General features: G+C 65.6%; 12 protein-coding genes. All 12 read right to left on the bottom strand.

Annotated features, from left to right (window positions below; translation table 11 throughout):
* Positions 1-16: 16 nt before the first annotated feature.
* The 12 genes from PD284_RS06420 to PD284_RS06365 all read right to left on the bottom strand — a co-directional run bounded on the left by PD284_RS06420 (position 17) and on the right by PD284_RS06365 (position 15,472).
* On the bottom strand, positions 17-835 hold the full coding sequence (locus PD284_RS06420) for an ABC transporter ATP-binding protein (RefSeq protein WP_274627385.1): 819 nt from the start codon (positions 833-835) through the stop codon (positions 17-19).
* Positions 832-1,713, bottom strand: a complete 882-nt coding sequence (locus tag PD284_RS06415) for an ABC transporter permease (protein WP_274627384.1) — start codon at positions 1,711-1,713, stop codon at positions 832-834. Before PD284_RS06415 ends, PD284_RS06420 begins: the two co-directional genes overlap by 4 nt.
* Complete coding sequence (locus PD284_RS06410) at positions 1,710-2,651, bottom strand: ABC transporter permease (RefSeq protein WP_274627383.1); 942 nt, start codon at positions 2,649-2,651, stop codon at positions 1,710-1,712. The genes PD284_RS06415 and PD284_RS06410 overlap by 4 nt, the downstream gene beginning before the upstream one ends.
* 39 nt (positions 2,652-2,690) lie before the next feature.
* Positions 2,691-4,289, bottom strand: coding sequence for an ABC transporter substrate-binding protein (locus PD284_RS06405; RefSeq protein ID WP_274627382.1), 1,599 nt, complete (start codon positions 4,287-4,289; stop codon positions 2,691-2,693).
* Between the two features lie 331 nt (positions 4,290-4,620).
* Complete coding sequence (locus tag PD284_RS06400) at positions 4,621-5,568, bottom strand: ABC transporter permease (protein WP_274627381.1); 948 nt, start codon at positions 5,566-5,568, stop codon at positions 4,621-4,623.
* On the bottom strand, positions 5,565-6,443 hold the full coding sequence (locus PD284_RS06395) for an ABC transporter permease (RefSeq protein ID WP_274627380.1): 879 nt from the start codon (positions 6,441-6,443) through the stop codon (positions 5,565-5,567). Before PD284_RS06395 ends, PD284_RS06400 begins: the two co-directional genes overlap by 4 nt.
* Positions 6,440-8,437 (bottom strand): ABC transporter ATP-binding protein, encoded by a 1,998-nt coding sequence (locus tag PD284_RS06390; RefSeq protein ID WP_338036636.1) that lies wholly within the window; start codon positions 8,435-8,437, stop codon positions 6,440-6,442. Before PD284_RS06390 ends, PD284_RS06395 begins: the two co-directional genes overlap by 4 nt.
* 89 nt (positions 8,438-8,526) lie before the next feature.
* Entirely contained in the window at positions 8,527-10,083 is a 1,557-nt protein-coding gene (locus tag PD284_RS06385; RefSeq protein WP_274627379.1) for an ABC transporter substrate-binding protein, read from the bottom strand.
* Between the two features lie 56 nt (positions 10,084-10,139).
* Positions 10,140-11,651, bottom strand: coding sequence for a M81 family metallopeptidase (locus PD284_RS06380; RefSeq protein ID WP_274627378.1), 1,512 nt, complete (start codon positions 11,649-11,651; stop codon positions 10,140-10,142).
* A 181-nt stretch (positions 11,652-11,832) separates the two neighbouring features.
* Positions 11,833-12,633, bottom strand: coding sequence for an IclR family transcriptional regulator (locus PD284_RS06375; protein WP_274627377.1), 801 nt, complete (start codon positions 12,631-12,633; stop codon positions 11,833-11,835).
* 83 nt (positions 12,634-12,716) lie between these two features.
* Positions 12,717-14,018 carry a type III PLP-dependent enzyme domain-containing protein gene (locus tag PD284_RS06370; protein WP_274627376.1) on the bottom strand — a complete coding sequence of 434 codons (1,302 nt, stop codon included), beginning with the start codon at positions 14,016-14,018 and terminating at the stop codon, positions 12,717-12,719.
* Positions 14,009-15,472, bottom strand: coding sequence for a M81 family metallopeptidase (locus tag PD284_RS06365; RefSeq protein ID WP_274627375.1), 1,464 nt, complete (start codon positions 15,470-15,472; stop codon positions 14,009-14,011). Before PD284_RS06365 ends, PD284_RS06370 begins: the two co-directional genes overlap by 10 nt.
* Positions 15,473-15,687 lie beyond the last annotated feature (215 nt).

Genomic DNA, 15,687 nt, shown 5'->3' with positions numbered 1-15,687 from the left:
TGCTGCGCCCCGCTTCTCACTGGCGCCGCCGGGCGGTGTCGAGACGTGGCACCGCCTCGAGCAGCGCCCGCGTATACTCGTGGTTCGGGTGGGTGAGGATTTCCTCTACCCCGCCGGTCTCCACGATCTCGCCGCGATACATAACGTTCACCTTCTCCACCATGCCGGCCACGACGCCGAAATCGTGCGTGATCAGCATGAGCGACATGCCCCGCTCCTCCCTGAGCCGCATCAGCAGGCGCAGGATCTGCGCCTGCACCGTCACGTCCAGGGCGGTCGTGGGTTCGTCGGCGATCAACAGATCCGGGTCGCACGAGATAGCCATTGCAATCAGCACGCGCTGGCGCATCCCGCCCGAGAATTGATGGGGATGGTCGTCGGCGCGGCGCGCTGGCGCCACGATGCCCACCTGGTCCAGGAGGTCGATCGTGCGCTCGCGCACGGCCCGGCCGGTCAATGCCGTGTGCCGCCGCAGCATGTCGTCGATCTGCGAGCCTATGGTCATCACCGGATTGAGCGATGTCATCGGATCCTGGAAGACCATTGCGATGCGGCGTCCGCGGATGTCGCGCATCGCCGCCTCGTCCAGCCGCAGGATGTCCTTGCCGTCGAAACGCACCGATCCGCCCAGCGAGATCCTGGTCCCTTCGGCGGCGAGGCGCATAACCGCCCGGGCGGTGACGCTCTTGCCGCAGCCGGATTCGCCGACAAAACCGACCGACTCGCCCCGGCCGATGTCGAACGAGATGCCACGAACCGCCTGGACCACTTCCCGGCGGGTCGCGATCTCAGCCGTCAGATCGCGCACTTCGAGTATGGACTGCCGATCGGTCAACGCCTGCTCCCGACATCGAGGACCTCGCGCAGGCCGTTGGCCAGCACGATGAAGGTAAGCGTGGCGAAGACGATTGCTGCCGCCGGGCCGACCACCGTCATCGGCGCCAGTTCCATGAACTGCCTGGCCTCCGCCAGCATGCTTCCCCAGTTCGGATCCGGCGGCGGCGGACCGAGGCCGAGGAACGAGAGCGCGGTCACCGTGAAGATCGTCTGCGCGAGGGTAAGGCTGGTGGCCACCACGATGGGCGATACGACCAGCGGCAGGATGTGCCGCACGACGATCCAGAACTCGCTGACGCCGACGCTTTTCGCCGCTTCGACGTGGTCCCACTGCTTCACGCTGAGCACCGGGCCTCGGACGACGCGCGCCATGGCGGGCGTATAAACGATGGCAATGGTGAGGATGAGATTGGGCACCGTGGGGCCGAGCGCCGCAACCACGGCGATCGCCAGGAGGAAGACCGGGAACGCGAATACGACGTCGAGAACGCGCATGACGATCTCGTCGACGACGCCGCCGATGTAACCGGACAGGAGACCGAGCACGAGGCCGGCCGCCAGCGCCAGGAAAACGGCGAGGCTGGTGATGAGCAGGGTGGTCTGCCCCCCGACAAGCAGGCGGCTCAGGACATCACGCCCGATCAGGTCGGTGCCGAGCCAATGCCGGGCGCTCGGCGCAGCCAGCGATTCGCCGGATGTGGCCGATGGATCGAAGGGAGCGATCCACGGTGCGAACAGCGTGACGACCATCATCACGGCGAGCATGACTATGCCCAATCCCAACAGGACATCACCGTTGGTGATCGCGGCGCGACGCTTTGCAGGAGGCTGATCCCGCCCGACCGCAGCGGCCGAAGTCTGAACGTTGTCGCTCATATCTTCACCCTCGCATCGGCGCGCGCATAGGCAATGTCGACCAGCATGTTCACGCAGACCACGACGGCCGCCGCCAGGAGAACGATCGCCTGGATCACGGGATAGTCGCGGCTGGTGATCGAATCGAACAGATACTGGCCCATGCCCGGAATGGCGAAGATGGTCTCCACGAGGATGCTGCCGCCGAGCAGGGAGGCCACCTGCAGTCCGGTGACCGTGATCACCGGCGTCAGGGCATTGCGGACGAGATAGTTCGCCACGATGGTGCGCGGCCGCAGGCCTTTCGCCCGCGCGACCATGACGAAGTCCTGGTTTGCCACTTCGAGCACTGCGGCTCGCGTGTTCTCCGAGATCGTCACGGAGACCGCCAGCGCGAGCGCAAAGGCGGGAAGCAGGAGACTGCCGATGTTGCCGATCGGATCGGCAAGAAACGGCGTGTAGTTGAACAGCGGGATATGCGGGAAATAGAGGCCGAACAGCAGCACGATCAGGGTGCCCACGACAAAGTTCGGCACCGCCAGGATCAATCCGTTGTAGATCCGCACGACCCAGTCCACCCGCCCGCGCAATCGCGCGGAAGCCAGGCCTGTCGCCACGCCCATCACCATGGCGATGACCGCCGCGACGGCGGTCAGCTGGACGGTGACGATGAAGCGCGGCGGCAATTCCTCGAGCACGGGTCGCTTGGTCACGAATGACGTTCCGAAATCCCCCGACAGCGCGTTGCCCAGCCAGAGCAGATACTGGCTGATCAGCGGCTGATCGAGCCCCATGTCGCGCCGGATGGCTTCCAGCACTTCCGGGGCGACGCTCGTGGTGCCGGCTGCCGCGACAGCGAAATCGCCCGGCAGCGCACGCATCAGCATGAACGCGATGAATGACACGCCAAGCAGGATCGCCGCCGTCCAGGCGAAGCGGACAAGGACTACGCGCGTCATCAGGCGACAGGACCCGTCATGGAAACGGCGCTGACCATGCTATTTGTCGACCCACGTCGTGCGCACGAAGAGACGGGTGTTGGCGGCCAGGGGCGCGTAGCCCTGGACCTGGTTCCACCACAGCTCCCAACGCAGCGGATACTGGTAGATCTGAAGCACATAGGCGTTGTCGGCGACATGCTTCTGTATATCCAGGTTCCGGGCGGCCCGGCTCGCCGGATCCAGCTCCGCGCGGGCTTCTGAGATCATGGCGTCGAGCGCCGTGTCGGCCATTCCCATGCCGGCGCCGAACGCGCTGTCCGATTTCAGGCGCGCAAAGATCGCATCGGGATCGGGCGACCAGCTGAGCGCGACCGAAAGCAGCGTCGGCCAATCGCCTGATGACCATTTGGCGAGCAAGGGCGCCGTTTCCATCGCGGAGATCTTCACGGTGATGCCCGCCGCCTGCCACTGCTGCTGCAGGATCTGGGCGCAGGCAACGTCGAGCGGGTTGGCCGCCACGACGATGTACTCGCCAAGGTCGATGCCGTTGGGATGCCCGGCCTCGGCCAGCAACTGCTTCGCCTGGGCCGGATCGTACTTGTAGTAGGGAAACTCGCTCACGCCGTCGTAGCCGCCGACGTGGCTTTCCGGGACCATCGCGCCAACCTTGCCGGAGCCGCCGAGCACCGTCTGGACGCAGGCTTCGCGATCCGTGGCCAGGCTCAGCGCACGGCGCACCCTGACGTCGTTGAGCGGCGCCGCCTTCATGTTGAGCCAGATCGGGAAGGTTCGCGACGTCTGACCAGGCGCGGACGCCAGATCCGGCGACGTCTTGGAGATCTGCGCGGCAACCCGGGGATCCTTGAGCCAGGTCATGTCGATGGCTTTGGAGCGCAGCGCGGACGTGATGGTCGCCTGGTCCTTGTAGAACTTGAAGACAACCGACGACAGATAAGGCAAGCCGTCCTCGTAGTAGTCAGGATTGGCCTTCAGCGAGAATTGCTGGTTGGGCTGGTACGATTCGAAGACGAAAGGACCCGTCCCGACAGGATTCGTATCGATGTTGGCGAGGCCCTTCGGCACGATCGCGCCGTCCGGATTGGTCGCGAGGTAGTTGAGGAAGGCCGCATCCGGCCCGGTGAGTTCGAACTTCACCGTGAGAGGGTCCACGACGGTGACCGCCTTGATGATCTCATACTGCGCGCGGAGGCGGCTTGCCGTCGCAGGATCGAGAATTCGATCGAACGTGTACTTCACGTCCTCGGCGGTGAACGGCTGGCCGTTGTGGAACTTCACCCCTTCCCGCAGCTTGAAGACATATGTCGTGCCGCCCTCGACCTCATAGCTGACCGCCAGATCCGGCTCGATCTTCATGTCGGCCGTCCAGCGAAGCAGACCGCTGTAGATCAGCCCGGTGAAATCGTAGGAAGAGAATGCGGTGACCGTGGTCGGGTCCAGCCCGATCGGATCGGCATCGGCGCCGATGGTCAGCGTCCCCCCAGCCTTCGGCTCGCCGGCCGCGAAAGCCGAACCGGGCGCGCCGATCAGCAGGGCGCCTCCCGCAAGGCTCAGCCGCAGAAGGCTGCGCCGCGACAGCACGAAGGGGCTGGCATCGCCCAATTGAAGCTCTTCCACACCCGACAATTTTTTCGACATTTTCAGAACCCTCCCGTACTCGATGTTTCGATTGGCGGCGTATTCGGCGGCGGGATCAACCCGCGACTAGCGTTCGGGCGCAGCGGACCATGGCAACGAGTTCCCCGTACTTATGGGCGCTCGGCGCTCCTTGGCAAACTGGGAAGACGGCAGGGATCTCGGTGCAGGCGCGGATGCTAACGACATTGCCACAGACTGATGCGAACTTGTTACTGGCCGTAACAGGCACCACGCGGGCCGCGGTGTAAATGGCCCGCCGTTTCACGCTATGGAACAACGATCGCATTTAACGCGGCGCGGCAGGCGACGCCGCGCAGCCGTCCAGCCCCCCTCAATCGTAGTCGATGCGCGGATCGACGTAGGCGTAGAGCACGTCCACAGACAGGTTGATGACCACGTAGAGCGCCAGGATCACCACGATGCATCCCTGGATCAGCGGATAGTCGCGGGTGCTGATCGCCTGGATGAGCAGACGTCCAAGGCCCGGATAGGTGAAGACGGCCTCGGTCACGACGGCGCCGCCGATGAAGCTGGCCATCATCAGCCCTACGATGGTGATGAAGGGCAGCAGCGCGTTCCGCATGACATGCACGCCCACGACCTGCCGTTCCGGCAACCCTTTCGCCCGCGCGGTCCGCACATAGTCGGCGCGCAATTCGCTGACCAGCGAGGCGCGCAGGAAGCGGGCCAGTATGGCGGAAACATAGACGCCGAGCGTCACCGCTGGGAGCAGCAGATTGCGGATGGAGCCAACTGGATCCGCCCAGATCGCCACATAGCCCGACACCGATGGCAGCCACTGAAGCTCCACCGAGAACCACAGGATCAGCAGGATGCCCAGCCAGAAGGTTGGCACCCCAAGCGCCAGCGCGCTCCAGCCGGACAGGATGCGGTCCAGCCATGATCCGGGGCGAACGGCGCTGGCGATGGCGACCGGAATGCCAAGGGCCAGCGCCACCAGCGTTGCCGCGACGGCGAGATGAAGCGTCGCGGGCAGCCGCTGTCCGATGAGCTCGAGAACCGGCGCGCGGCCGTAGATCGAGGTGCCCAGGTCGCCAGCGGCGGCGCGCCCGAGCCAATCGAGATATTGCACGACGACGGGCCGGTCGAGGCCGTATTGGGCGGTGACGGCGGCGATCTGCTCGGCCGACGCATTCTCGCCGACCAGCCCGGCGATCGGGCCGCCGGGCACGGCGTAGAGCATGGCCCAGATGCCGATCGAAGCGAACAACACGACAGGCACCATCTGCGCCAGCCGTCGAAGCACGAAACCGATCATGACGCAGCCCCTTCGGTCTCGGCTGCCCCGACGTCGTGGCGGTCCTCGAGAAGCGACGCCAGCGCGCGCCCTATCACGTCGAAGGACAGAATCGTGAGCGTCAGCACGATGCCGGGCAGGATCGCATAGTAGGGCGCCTCATACAGGTATGACTTGCCCGTGCGCAGCATCTCGCCCCAGCTCGGCGTGGGCGGCGCCACGCCGACGCCGAGGAACGCGAGCGCCGCCTCGAGCAGGATGGCGACGGAGCACAGCACCACCACCTGGACTAGGATCGGGCTCCATGAATTGGGCAGGATGGTGCGGAACATGTTGTAGCCCGACGTGCCGCCGAAGGCTTCCACCGCCGTAACGAAGTCGCGCTTGCGCAGCGACAGCACGCGGGCCCGCGTGATGCGGGCGAAGTTCGGTATCCCGGTGATGCCGACCGCTACGAAGGCGGCGATCTGGCTGCGCCCGAGGACCGCGATGAGGGCCATGGCGAAGAGGATTGCCGGCAACGCAAGCAACACGTCGATGAAGCGCATCAGCGCAGCGTCGCGCCATCCGCCGAAGAAGCCAGCGACAAGGCCGATGGGAATGCCGACCGACGCCGCGATGAGAACCGCGGCGGCTGCCGTGCTCAGCGACGTGCGGGCGCCGTAGACCACTCTCGCGAAGATGTCGCGGCCGAGTTCGTCGGCGCCGAACCAGTTGGAAGACGACGGTCCCTTCAGCGCATTCACGAGCTTCTGGGCAAACGGATCGATGGGAAGGAAGTCGGCCAGGGCGGCAAGGAGCGCCAGGAGGAACAGGAAAAGCAGCGCGGCAGCGCTGGCTTTGCGCGCCATCAGCCCCGCCAGCAGCGACAATGTCGAGTTCAGCGCCCGGGTCATGCCCCCTCCTCCACACCCCTGGCCGCACTTCGATCAAGGGGGCCGGCATGATGGCAGGCAGTCCATGTCGACAGGCCGGAATAGGGACCGAACTGCGGTATCTCGTCCACGCACCGCTCGCTGGCGCGGAAGCAACGCGGGTGAAATACGCAGCCGCTCGGTGGGGCTGCCGGACTGGGAATCTCGCCTTCCAGAACGATGCGCCTCGCATCGTGCCGGGCCGCAGGATCGGGAACCGGCGCTGCCGAGAGCAGGCTTTGCGTATAGGGATGCACCGGGTTCTCGTACAGTTCGTCGCGCGTGCCCTGTTCGACGATCCGGCCGAGATACATCACGGCGACGCGATCGGAGATGTGACGCACCACGGAGAGATTGTGCGCGATGAAAAGATACGCCAGGCCGAACTCCGCCTGCAGGTCCTGCAGCAGGTTGAGGATCTGCGCCTGAATGGAAACGTCGAGCGCGGCCACAGGCTCGTCAAGGATCAGCAGCCGCGGCTTCAGCACCAGCGCACGGGCGATGCCGATGCGCTGCTTCTGGCCGCCCGAGAACTCGTTGGGGAAGCGACCGAGCATGGAGCGGGAGAGCCCCACCATCTCGAACAGCTCGGCAATGCGGCGCGCGCCGCCCATCTCCTCGTAGAGCCCGTGGATGCGCAGCGGCTCGGCGACGATGTCCTCGGCCGTGCGCACCGGATTGAGCGACGAATAGGGATCCTGGAAGATGTACTGCATGTGGCGGCGGACCGTGCGCATGTCGCCGCGCCCGAGGCCGAGTGTGGATTTGCCCTCGAAGCGGATCTCGCCGCCACTTGCCGGGATCAGACCCATCACGGTTCGTCCGATCGTGGTCTTGCCGCAGCCCGATTCGCCCACGAGGCTGACCGTTTCGCCGGCCCGCACCGAGAGGCTCACGCCATCGACCGCGCGCACCCATCCCGTGGTGCGCTTGAGAAGGCCGGTCTTGATCGGGAAGTGCACCTTGAGGCGCTCGACCTCGAGCAGCGGCGGAGCGTCGACGTCCGCCTGCTTCGGCCTTGGCGCGGCATGGACGCGGACCGCTGGCGGTGCTTCGTCGAGGTAGTGGCAGGCGGCGCGCTGCGCCTCGCCTATTTCACTCAGCGAAGGATCCTCGCTCCGGCACAGCGTGCGCCCCGACCCGATCGCGCAGCGCGGTTCGAAGGCGCAACCGCCACGCAAGGCGTGCGGCATGGGCGGCTGCCCGGGAATGGGATCGAGCCTGGCCTCTGCCGTATCCAGGCGAGGGATCGAGCGCAGCAGGGCGCGGGTATAGGGGTGGCGCGGCGACCGGAAGATCGCGTCCACCGGCCCCGTCTCCACGATGCGGCCGCCATACATGACGGCGACGCGGTCGGCCACCTGCGCGACGACGCCGAGGTCGTGCGTGATGAGAATGACGGCGGCGCCCATCTCGACCTGGCGGCGGGCCAGGACGGAAAGCACCTGCGCCTGCACGGTGACGTCGAGCGCCGTGGTCGGCTCGTCCGCGATGATCAGCTTCGGATGGCCGGCCATCGCCATGGCGATGACGGCTCGCTGCCGCATGCCGCCGGAGAACTGGTGGGGATATTGCTGCACGCGGCGTTCGGGATCGGCGATGTCCACCTCGTGCAGCAATTCGACGGCGCGCGCTTCGGCGTCGCCTGCCCGAAGCCGCGCCAGCGCCACCTGGCCCTCGGTGATCTGACGGCCCACCTTCAGCACCGGGTTGAGCGTGGTGCCCGGATCCTGGAAGATGAAACCGACGTCCTCGCCCCGCATGTGGCGCAGCGCTTCCGCGTCGGCCCCGTTCACTTCCACGTTCCCGAGCCTGATGCTGCCCTGGACCCTCGCCGTCTCGGAGAGCAGTCCGGTGACCGCGAGCGACGTGACGCTCTTGCCCGACCCGGATTCGCCGACGATGCAGAGCACTTCGTTGGGAAACACGTCGAAATCGACGCCCCGCACCACGGATATCGCGCGGTCCGCGACCATGAAATCAACCTTCAGACCCCGCACGGAGAGCACGGGGTCTGTATTTGCGGAACTGCCGGCGGCGGACGCGCCGGCCTCCCTTCCCAACATCATTCCTTGAAGCCGATGGTGCGGGCCACGAAGAGGTTGTCGATGTCGAGCGTGAACCCGCCCAGTTTCGGCGAGGCGACGATCAGGCCCACGTCGTAGGAGTTGGTCGGAATGGCGAAGGACGAGTCCACGAGCACTTGGTTGAGATTGGCGTAGGCAGCCTTCACGTCCTCGTCCGGGCCGAGCGTCTTGTTCACCCGCTCGATCGCTGCGACATAGTCCGGAAAGGGATGCGGATCCTTCAGGACCGGATTCTTCACCGTCCTGTAGATGCTGTTGGTGGCAACGCGCGACGGGAACTTCTGGATGTTGCCGACGCCGCCGAAGGTCGCCGAGTAGTCGCCGGCGAGCTGCGCTTCGACGTATTCCGTACCTTCACGCACATCGAGTTCGATATTGATGCCCACTTCAGCCAGAGTGGCCTGCGCGATCTGGCTGATGGTGACGGAGGCCTGGTCGGTTCCGTAGACCAGCAGTTTCCAGTTGCTCATCGCCTCCTTGCTGAGACCCGACGCGGCGAGCAGCTCGCGCGCCTTGTCGAGGTTGTAGGCGAACTTTTCGTTATAGGCGGCATCAAAGGCAGGGCCAGCCGGCGCCCAAGGCAGCGCCACCACCTCGCCCAGGCCGGCATAGCCCACGCGCAGGATCCCATCGCGGTCGAGGAGATAGTTGAACGCCTGACGGAAGGAGGCGTTGTCGAAGGGCGCCCGCGTCGCGTTGATACGGAAGACCTGCACCAGAGGCCCGGGGCCGCGGATCAGCTGGTAGCCGGCGTCCCTGAGGCGCACCGCGCTGCGCGCCGTGCCGCCGTAGACCATATCCACGCCGCCCGATTCAAGCGCGGCGCTGGCCGATGCATCGTCGCTGAAGATTGTGAACTGCACATCGGCGATGAGCGGCTGGCTCTCGCGCCAGTAATTCGGATTCGCCTTCAGCGTGATGGCCTGACCCACGGCGCGGTTGGCGACCACATAGGCGCCGGTGCCGGCCGCTACGGCTTCCACGTTGTCGATGCCCGCCGCCTCGATCGGCATCACGAACTGAAGCAGGTCGAGCATCTGGCGCTCCGGCGTGGGCGCCTTGAAATTGATGACCACCGTGCGGTCGTCCGGCGTCTGCCAGTCCTTGACGATCGCCATGGTGGCGAAAACGTTCTTTCCCTTCTCAGGATTGGCCGCCTTGGCGAGCGTTGCAGCGACGTCCGCAGAGGTGAGCGGCGCGCCGGAGTGGAACTTCACGTCGTCGCGCAACGTCACGCTGACCGACAAGTGGTCGTCGGCGATCTTCCATTCGCTCGCCAGGCTCGGAACGGCCTCTCCCTGAGGGGTGTACTCGATCAGGCTGTCATAGAGATTCTTGATCAGCGGAAAGTTGACCGCCGAGAACTGCATCGGGTCGAAATTGGTCATCTCCTCGAGGATGGCCACCCGCAGCGTTCCACCCTTCATCTCCTGCGCATAGGCATCGATGGCGACCGGCGCCAGCGCGAGGGGCATGATTGCCGCCAGAAGCAGGGTCCTAAGCAATCTCATCGGTCGAAAAAGAGCTTTCTTCATTTCGTCACTCCCGCTCCTCTGTGGTTGTCGTTCTTCTGTGATGGGAAAATCGGCCGCTATGGGTTCCTTTCCGGGCCCGGCTGGGACGAATGCGCCCGCCAGTCATCGAAGCTTTCAAGCGGATACATTGGCCGCGGCACGCGCTGCCACGGCAGGGTAAAGACGTCGGACTGGCCGGGACCCCGCGTGTCGGCGCGAATGACCTGCGAACTGATCGGGGCGAAGAACTGGAAGTTCGACGCCGTCTTGAGCACCGCCATCTGGTAGTCCTTGGGCTCGACGCCCATGACCTGATAGACGCTCGGCACATTGCCGGCCACGCCGCGGTACTCGGTGATCAGCATCGTCACCGGCCCAACCTCGAAGACGACAGCGCGGCCGAGGTCGACCTCGCTTTGCTGGCTGTAGTCCAGCTTGACGACGCCGCCGCCAACCTTGCGAACGACGCCGGTGACCTCGAGAGGCTTGAAGAATGCCGTTGCCGCGTCGCCGCCGAGTTGAAGCCTAACCTCCGCTCCTTCGCCGGCCTCCGAAAGCGTCTTCGCCGCTGCCGGCGAGATCATGGGGACCAGGGCCTTGCCCTTGATGCCGAGGCGCAGCATCGCCTCGAGGATGACATTGCTGTCGCCTGCGGCGCCGCCGAACACCGTGTCCCCGGTGTCGCTGATCACCACGACGCCGTCTTGCGCCGCATCGGCGCGCCGCACGGCCTCGTCCACGGAAACGGCTTCCCGCACCTGGAAGTCGTCACGCATCGACCAGCAAAGGTCGGCCAGTTCATCGGCCAGCTTTTCCGCCAGCGCCTGATCGCCATCGGTGACGACGACAGTGGACCATCCGCCTTCGGCGACGTCGAGCCAGGGCTGCATCGGATAGTTCGATGCCTGCAGCACCCGAGGGTCGCTCTCCATCGCGCGCGCCCGGTCGAACCATATCTTCATCGGTCCTTGCGAGGTGAGGAACTGCTCCTGATGGGAGACCAGCGGAATCTTGCGCCACGCCATCGCCGGCTTGAGTTTCTCGCCGACGATGCGCAGCAGCAGCTGCGTGCCGATGACGCCGGTGTCGAAGGTGTCGTGCGGCTGCGTGCGGTGGCCGACGATCGCATCGCAGTTCTCGACCATCTTGCGGGTGACGTTGGCGTGATGATCGAGACCGAGAACGATGGGCACGTCCTTGCCGAGGAGGCTGCGGCAGAGCTCGACCTGCGCGCCCTCCACGTCGTCGATGCCTTCCGCCGAGCATGCGCCGTGAAGCTGCAGCGCAAGGCCATCGATCCTGCCCGCAGCGGCAAGCCCTTCACGGATCTTTCCCTGGAAGAAGTCGAAGGCTTCGCGGGTGATGCGTCCACCCGCGACCGCGAAGGCGCGGATGATGGGGATGGACTCCACCTCGATCCCACTGTCCTCCACGGCCTGCAGGTAGCCGCCGATCTGCCCGTAGCCGCGCAGCTTCTCGAAGATTTCAGCGCCTTCGAATATCCCGAACGAACGATAGTCATCCAGCGTGGTGTGCAGCGGATTGAAGTCGTTGGTTTCTTGCGCGATATGTATAACGGCGATACGCAATATACATCCTCTTCGATTACACGCCCCGGCGGAGGAATGTACCTTCGCTTTTCGGTATTTCCTTCCGCCTCCGCCTTACTTGGATTTGTTTTGGATTACGGAAGCAGCGGGACCACGCTATCAACCGAAATCCGGGTGTCAATCACGCCGGGTTTCGCCTCAAGGAACAACGCGACGCCGTTCACCCATGCATTCCGGGGAAAGACCCCGGCACGTCACGAATGCGGGTCGAGATCCGCATGGCTGCGTCCTTCAGCGCCTCTGCCGCCTGCGCGGTCATATCCCTGCGCATGCGGTTTTCAGGCGCCGAAAGGCTCATGGCTGCGACCGGATAGCCCGATCCGTCGAGGATCGGCACCCCGATGCACATCAGCCCGTCCTCGTTCTCCCCGACCTCGATCGCGTAGCCGCGGCGGCGCACGTCGTCCACCTGGCGGCGCAGGCTGCGCCCATCGGTCAGGGTGTTGATGGTCATCGCCGGCAAGGCCATCTGATAGATCGGGTCCAGGGACTCGCTGGGCAGGTAAGCGGCCATCGCCTTGCCGAGCGACGTGGAATGCACCGGATGCCGATGCCCGACCCTCGCCTGCATGCGCACGGGCCGCCCCGTGTCGACTATGTCAATGTAGACGATCTCGCTCGCCGACAGCACCGCGAGATTGACCGTCTCGCGGAACGTCTCCGCAAGCCTGCGCATCTCCGGCTGGGCGTGGTCGCGCAATTCCTGAAAGCTGCGGTCCACCCGCGCCAGCTCGCGGAAGCGGCCTCCTGACCGGTAGCGGTCGCGCTTCACATCGTGCTCCAGGAAGGACGCTGCGGAGAGCGTCTGCAGGTAGCGGAAGACCGTGGTCTTCGGCAGCTTCAACTCCTGCACCGCCTCGGTCAGGGTGACATCGCGACCCTGCCGCGTCACGTACTCAAGCACCTGCAGGGCCTTCATCACTGGCTGGACGACATAGTCGTCACCAATCTTCTTGGTCATCGGCGTCCCCTTTCGTGCCATGCCTTGCGCCGGTCGTGCGGCCCGACGCGATTTCCGCAACCTTTCTCCTGGCCCTACGGCCGCTAGAAATACGTCCGCAATGCGCTCGTCACCCCGTACTGCTCATCGACCATCAGCAGCATCGACCACCTGTCGAACGTCGTGCACGGATGGCCGATCCCGAAACCGACCATGTCGCCGAACGCGAGCGGACTGTCGGCGGGAACCGCGAGATGACAGTGCTGATCGTTGAGCGCCACCACCTCATGCCTGTCGGGCATCGGCTGCGGAGCCTTCATGTCCGACCCCGGCCGATACCAGCGAACGGGCACGGGAAACCCCGCATCGAAGCCCACGTCGCGTTTGCCCATGGTCAGCATCGCGCGTCCCGGCTCGGGCCGCGACTGCACCAGCGCCCACACTTCGAGCGCCGGCTCCAGGCCGCCCGCGGGCAGCTTGAGCGTGGTCTCGGCCTGGATGCGGCTGAAAGCCTTGGCATAGCTCATTGCATCGTGCGTCAGGTAGCACCCCGACCTCAGCACCCGCAGGACCGGCCGAGAGAAGGAGACCCGGTCGAACCGTTCGCCGACCCTGTCGAAGAAGGCCGAACCGCCGGCGCTGATGACGACCGGCGCGCCCGCCGCGAACATGCCCTCGTCGATCGCGAGCCGCGCCAGTTCCGCGACATCGTCGATGAGCCCGTCGGCGGCCTGAGGCGTCGGCAGTACGCCCTCGAAGCACTCGAAACCGCCAAGCTGCAGACCGGGCGTCACGGCGACCTTCCGCGCAAGCGCCATGGCCTCCTCACGCGTCCGCGCGCCGGTGCGCCCACCGTGGAAACCGGCCTCCACCAGCACACGGAGCGGATTTCCCGACGGCGGCGGGTTGCGGCGGGCCGCCTCCGCCAGCAGCGCCAGCCCCGCCTCCCCGTCCGCCAGACAGTAGAGCTCGAATGTTTCGTCGCCGAGCGCACGAAAGCAGGCATCGGCGGCCAGCCGGCCGACCGGCTGGTTGGCCATGAGCACCCGCTTCACGCCGAACCGCCGACAGACCTCCATCTGCTGCACGGTCGCCACGGTGATCGCCCATGCGCCATCCGCGACCTGCAGATCGAAGAGCTGCGGAGACATGGTGGTCTTGCCGTGCGGCGCGATCAAAAGGTCGTTCGCGGCGGTGAAGTCCCTCATCCACGCGCTGTTGGCGAGCAACACGTCCTGCCGGATGACGGCGGTGGGCAGCGGGATGTCTCCTGCGAGCAGGTTCCAGCCCTGCCGGCCGACGTCCCCAAGGCGCATCGGGGGCAGGCCGAAAGGCAGGCTTTTGCTGAGCGGATCGAGCTGCTGGCCTTCGAGCGCCGCAATGTCGAGACGTGGAATCAAAGCCATGGGTTCGGATCCAGCGGCGAGAGGGGACGCCGCGCCTTGTGGTAGGTGACCTTGGTCGGATCGGACGGGAACGGTCCGCCGGTGTCGAGATAGTGGATCTGCGCCGCGATCCTGGAGAACGCGGCGTAGAAGTGGTTCGACGACTTCACGACGACGATCTTCTTGCTGGCCAGGTCTATGCCGAGATCGGCGAAGACTGGCGGGCTGAACGTCTGGGCGCGGCCCGTCGCGAGCACGATGTCGAGATTGCCGATCGAGACGGACGCGGCAGGCCCCAGCGAGACCAGGCTTTGCTCGAACGGAATGAGAAGGTCGTCCGTCGTGGCGCGGACAGTCACCACCGCGTCGATCGGCGACCCCGAGGTCGCCGCGGCCTTGCCGCAGAAGCGCAGCGGGATCTCCGCGCCGGCGCCGGCGCCACGGCACAGGGAAACCGCGACGGGGTCCCAAAGCGCGCCGATCGCGGCCGGGATCTCCGGATGGCGCATCAGCGCCTCGACCATGACCGAGGAGTCCCCTGCAACGCCGCCCCCGGGGCTGTCCCAGCGATCGGCGAACACGATCGGCTGTACCGCTTCGGCCAGCGCCTTGGCAATGGCTTCCTCGGGCGTGTAGTGCGGCGGCGTGCCGCCGTGGGGTCCCCAGCCGATGATCTCGCGCCCGAGCTTCTCCGCCAGCGCCCGCGCCTTGCCCCGGTTCGCCTCGCCATCGGCGACGACCAGAACCTTGGTGCCGACATCGTAGACATCGGCCGCGCCGAAGCCATGCGCGACGGAGACGCTCAGGATGCCGTCATTGCCTTCCATCGCCAGCATGCGGTCGACGAAGCTGCGGCCGGGCTCGCGGCTCGTCATGAAACCGGCCATGGCGCGACAGTCGAAGACCTCCGACACGGGAGCCACCTCCTTGCGCGCAGCGCGCAGGCACAGGTCGACGAGATCTTCGGCCCGCTGGAGGAAATCGGTGTGGGGAAATTCCTTGAAGGCGACAAGGACGTCGGCGGATGCAACCCGCTTGTCGGTGAGATGACAATGCATGTCGAGCTCCGCGCCGATCACGCAGCCGGGGCCGACGATCTCACGCGCGCGGGCCAGCAGGTCGCCCTCGCAATCATCATAATCGCGCGCCACCATCGCCCCGTGCAGCCCGAATAAAGCGACATCGAGCGGCATGGCCCGCTCGAGCTGGCCGAGGATCTCGTCTCGCAGGCTCTCGTAGGCCTCGCGCGAGACGAGGCCCGCCGGCTCCGCCCAGGTCGCCGTTCCCTCGGTCAGCGCAAAACCGTCGGCCGCAGCGCGACGCCGCGCCGCCACCATCGGCGCCGAGCACAGCGTCGGCGTCGGCGGATGCGTGCCGGGCGGACAGTAGAAGGCGTCCTCAAACGCCGACCTGTCTACGAACAGCGGCGAGAACGTATTCGTCTCGGTCGCCAGGGACGCCACAAAAACACGCAATCGAACCCCTCCTCGTTACGTCTCACATCCGCGATGTGCTGTCCCATAATGTGGAATGAACCTCCTCATCCCGCATTGAAATCTAGCAGACAAAGGCGAGGTTTTGTCAACCTCCCATCACGATCACGACAAAAATGAGCCTTGGAGGCCTTGCATCCACGGATTTCTCATAGTTCAGTTGGGGTCACTCAGCGTCCTTTCAGCCATTCTATGAT

Origin of the sequence: Mesorhizobium shangrilense, assembly GCF_028826155.1 — a bacterium.
Taxonomy (GTDB): domain Bacteria; phylum Pseudomonadota; class Alphaproteobacteria; order Rhizobiales; family Rhizobiaceae; genus Arvimicrobium; species Arvimicrobium flavum.
This window is presented reverse-complemented; position numbering and strand designations above follow the sequence as displayed.

Excerpts from the sequence above, each read along its gene's own strand:
- PD284_RS06415 (WP_274627384.1), bottom strand. The coding sequence starts at position 1,713 with ATGAGCGACAACGTTCAGACTTCGGCCGCTGCGGTCGGGCGGGATCAG.
- PD284_RS06410 (WP_274627383.1), bottom strand. The coding sequence starts at position 2,651 with ATGACGCGCGTAGTCCTTGTCCGCTTCGCCTGGACGGCGGCGATCCTG.
- PD284_RS06405 (WP_274627382.1), bottom strand. The coding sequence starts at position 4,289 with ATGTCGAAAAAATTGTCGGGTGTGGAAGAGCTTCAATTGGGCGATGCC.
- PD284_RS06400 (WP_274627381.1), bottom strand. The coding sequence starts at position 5,568 with ATGATCGGTTTCGTGCTTCGACGGCTGGCGCAGATGGTGCCTGTCGTG.
- PD284_RS06395 (WP_274627380.1), bottom strand. The coding sequence starts at position 6,443 with ATGACCCGGGCGCTGAACTCGACATTGTCGCTGCTGGCGGGGCTGATG.
- PD284_RS06390 (WP_338036636.1), bottom strand. The coding sequence starts at position 8,437 with ATGGTCGCGGACCGCGCGATATCCGTGGTGCGGGGCGTCGATTTCGAC.
- PD284_RS06385 (WP_274627379.1), bottom strand. The coding sequence starts at position 10,083 with ATGAAGAAAGCTCTTTTTCGACCGATGAGATTGCTTAGGACCCTGCTT.
- PD284_RS06375 (WP_274627377.1), bottom strand. The coding sequence starts at position 12,633 with ATGACCAAGAAGATTGGTGACGACTATGTCGTCCAGCCAGTGATGAAG.
- PD284_RS06370 (WP_274627376.1), bottom strand. The coding sequence starts at position 14,018 with ATGGCTTTGATTCCACGTCTCGACATTGCGGCGCTCGAAGGCCAGCAG.